Here is a 3,506-nt window from a genome sequence, read left to right on the forward strand (position 1 = left end):
GCAGCGGCAGCACGTTCATCTGCGGCGTGCCGATGAACTGGGCCACGAACTGGTTCGCTGGCTTGTCGTACAGCTCCAGCGGCGTGCCGACCTGCTCGATGATGCCGTCGCGCAGCACCACCACGCGGTCGGCCAGGGTCATGGCCTCGACCTGGTCGTGCGTCACGTAGATGGTGGTGGCGCCCAGGTCGCGGTGCAGCTTGGCGATCTCGACCCGGGTCTGGCCGCGCAGGGCCGCGTCGAGGTTGGACAGCGGCTCGTCGAACAGGAAGACCTTGGGCGAGCGCACGATGGCGCGGCCGATGGCGACGCGCTGGCGCTGGCCGCCCGAGAGTTCCTTGGGTGTGCGTTGCAGGTACTGCGTGAGGTTCAGGATGCGCGCGGCGTTCTGCACCTTGTCCTCGACGATCTTGGGGTCCACCTTGGCCAGCTTGAGCGCGAAGCTCATGTTTTCGTACACGCTCATGTGCGGGTACAGCGCGTAGCTCTGGAACACCATGGCCAGGTCGCGCTTGGACGAGGGCAGGTGCGTGATGTCCTTGCCGTCCAGCGTGAGCTGGCCGCCGTCGATGTGTTCAAGGCCGGCGATCAGGCGCAGCAGCGTGGACTTGCCGCAGCCCGAAGGCCCGACGAAGACGATGAACTCGCCCGGGTTGATGGACAGGTCGATGCCTTTGATGGCGCGGTTTTCGCCGAAGAACTTTTCGATGCCCTGGAGTTGCAGGTAGGCCATGTCAGTTGCCCTCAATGTTTTGAAAGTGCATGTGCGAGGAAGAATGGGAGCCCATTGCCAGAACGCCGCGGAACCGGCTTTGCCGGGCCGCCAGCGTTGCCCCCCAGTGGGGGGTGGCGCCGAAGGCGACGCGGGGGGGGCTCATTTCACGGCGCCGAAGGTCAGGCCTTGCACCAGCTGCTTCTGGCTGAACCAGCCGAACACGACGATGGGTGCGATCGCCATCAGCGAGGCGGCGGACAGCTTGGCCCAGAACAGGCCTTCGGGGCTGGAGTAGCTGGCGATCAGGGTGGCCAGGGTGCCGGCCTTGGCCGAGCTGAGGTTGAGCGACCAGAAGGCCTCGTTCCAGCTCAGCACCAGGCACAGCAGGCCGGTGGACGCCAGGCCGCCCATGCCCAGCGGCAGCAGCACTTTCACGGCCTCCTGCCAGAGCGTGGCGCCGTCCATGCGCGCGGCCTCCAGGATCTCGTTCGGGATCTCCTTGAAGGACGAGTACAGCATCCAGACCATGATGGGCAGGTTGGACAGCGTGAAGACGATGATCAGGCCGAGCTGGGTGTCCAGCAGCTGCGTCTTCTGCGCCATCACGTAGATCGGCACCAGCGCGCCAACGGCGGGCATCATCTTGGTGGACAGCATCCACATCAGGATGTCCTTGTCGCGCTTGCCTTTGTGGAAGGCCATGGCGTAGGCGGCGGGCGCGGCAATGGCCAGGCCCAGCAGGGTGGACACCACGCTGGTGACCACCGAGTTCCAGGCGTAGTGCAGGTAGTCGCTGCGTTCCTGGACCTCGTGGAAGTTCTCCAGCGTGGGCGAGAAGAACAGCTCGGGCGGGACCGCGATGGCCTGCAGCTCGGTCTTGAACGCGGTCAGCAGCAGCCAGCCCAGCGGGAAGAACAGCAGCAGGGCCACGGCCCAGGCGGCCACGGTGCGCACCGCGTAGGCGGGGGTGAAGGTGGATTGACGTGCCATGGTGTGATCTCACTTGTCCAAGTTTTTTCCGACCATGCGGATCAGGAAGATCGCGGCGATGTTGGCGAGCACGACGGCGAACAGCGCCCCGGCCGAGGCCACGCCGGCGTCGAAGTTCAGCAGCGCCTGCTTGAAGATCAGGAAGGCCACGTTGGTGCTGGCGTCGCCCGGGCCGCCACCGGTGGTGGTGTAGATCTCGGCGAACACGCTGAGCAGAAAGATCATCTCGATCATCACGACCACGGCGACCGAACGGCCCAGGTGCGGGATGTAGAGGTAACGCAGCTGCTGGCCGTAGGTGGCGCCGTCCATGCGCGCGGCTTCGAGCTGCTCGCGGTCCATGCTCTGCAGCGCGGTCATGAAAATCAGCGTGGCAAAGGGCAGCCACTGCCAGCTCACCATGACGATCACCGAGAACAGGGGCAGGTCGGTCAGCCAGTCGATGGGGGTGGCGCCGAAGAAGGCCCAGACCTGCGCCAGCACGCCGTAGATGGGGTTCATCATCATGTTCTTCCACAGCAGCGCGTTGACCGTGGGCATGACGAAGAAAGGCGAGATCAGCAGCACCCGGACCAGGCCGCGGCCGGCGAAGGGCTCGTTGATCAGCAGGGCGATCAGCACACCGAACAGCACGGTGATGAGGATCACGCTGCCCAGCAGCAGGATGGTGTTGATCACCGAGGTCGTGAACGACGGATCGGTGACGAAGTATTCGAAGTTCTCCAGACCGGCGAACCCGGTCACATCCGGCTGCAACAGGTTGTAGCGGATGAGGGAGAAGTAGATCGTCATCACCAGCGGCACGATCATCCAGAGGAAGAGCGTGGCCACCGCGGGCGTCAGCAACAGGCGCGGGATGAGGCGGTTCATGGGGAGTCCCTGGAGGCGACGGAGGCCGGAGGTTCAGGCTCCCCCTCCCGCACGCGGGAGGGGGCCGGGGGAGAGTGGCGTGGCGCGAAGACCCTCACCCCAACCCTCTCCCGCGGGCGGGAGAGGGCGTGAGAGCCCTCGCGCTCGGCGACTTACTTGTAGTAGCCGGCCTTCTTCATTTCGCGTTCGGCGGCCACCTGGCCGGCCTTCAGGGCGGCGTCGATCGAGGTCTTGCCGGCGAGCGCGGCGCTCATCTGCTGACCCACGGCGATGCCGATGGACTGGAACTCCGGGATGGCCGCGAACTGCACACCGGTGTACGGGCTCTTGGGCAGCGTGCTGTCGTTCGGGTTGGCCGATTCGATGGCTTTGAGCTCAGCCGAGGCGAAGCGGGCGGCCTTCTGGAAGTCGGCGCTGGCGTAGGTGCTCTTGCGGGTGCCGGTGGGCACGTTGGCCCAGCCGTTGGTCTTGGCGACCAGCTGGATGTAGTCCTTGCTGGTGGCCCAGCTCACGAACTTCTGCGCGGCGTCCACTTTCTTCGAACCGGCGGGGATCGCCAGGTTCCAGGACCACAGCCAGTTCGCGCCCTTGGGCGTGGCTTGCGTCGGTGCCTGGGCGAAGGCCATCTTGTCGGCCACCTTGGACTGCTTGGGATCGCTCACGAACGAGGCGGCGATGGTGGCGTCGATCCACATGCCGCACTTGCCCGAGTTGGTCAGCGCCAGGATTTCGTTGAAGCTGTTGGCCGACGAGCCGGGCGGGCCGTAGTTCTTCAGCAGGTCGACGTAGAAGGTGATCGCATCTTTCCAGGGCTTGGATTCCAGCTGCGGCTTCCACTGCATGTCGAACCACTGGCCGCCGAAGGTGTTGACCAGGGTGGACAGGAAGGCCATGTTGTCGCCCCAGCCCGGCTTGCCGCGCAGGCAGATGC

At 65.3% G+C, this 3,506-nt stretch carries 4 protein-coding genes; all 4 read right to left on the bottom strand.

From position 1 onward, the window contains the following. Positions 1 to 733 (bottom strand): ABC transporter ATP-binding protein (locus RMP09_RS19500; protein WP_310567627.1); only part of this gene is annotated, 733 nt, incomplete at its 3' end. 141 nt (positions 734 to 874) lie between these two features. Next, positions 875 to 1,705 (bottom strand): carbohydrate ABC transporter permease, encoded by an 831-nt coding sequence (locus RMP09_RS19505; RefSeq protein WP_310567628.1) that lies wholly within the window; start codon positions 1,703 to 1,705, stop codon positions 875 to 877. 9 nt (positions 1,706 to 1,714) lie between these two features. Next, entirely contained in the window at positions 1,715 to 2,575 is an 861-nt protein-coding gene (locus RMP09_RS19510) for a sugar ABC transporter permease (RefSeq protein ID WP_310567629.1), read from the bottom strand. Positions 2,576 to 2,727: 152 nt separating this feature from the next. After that, on the bottom strand, positions 2,728 to 3,506 hold a 779-nt coding region (locus RMP09_RS19515; RefSeq protein ID WP_310567630.1), incomplete at its 5' end, for an extracellular solute-binding protein.

Source organism: Hydrogenophaga sp. (assembly GCF_031426985.1).
Taxonomy (GTDB): Bacteria; Pseudomonadota; Gammaproteobacteria; order Burkholderiales; family Burkholderiaceae_C; genus Hydrogenophaga.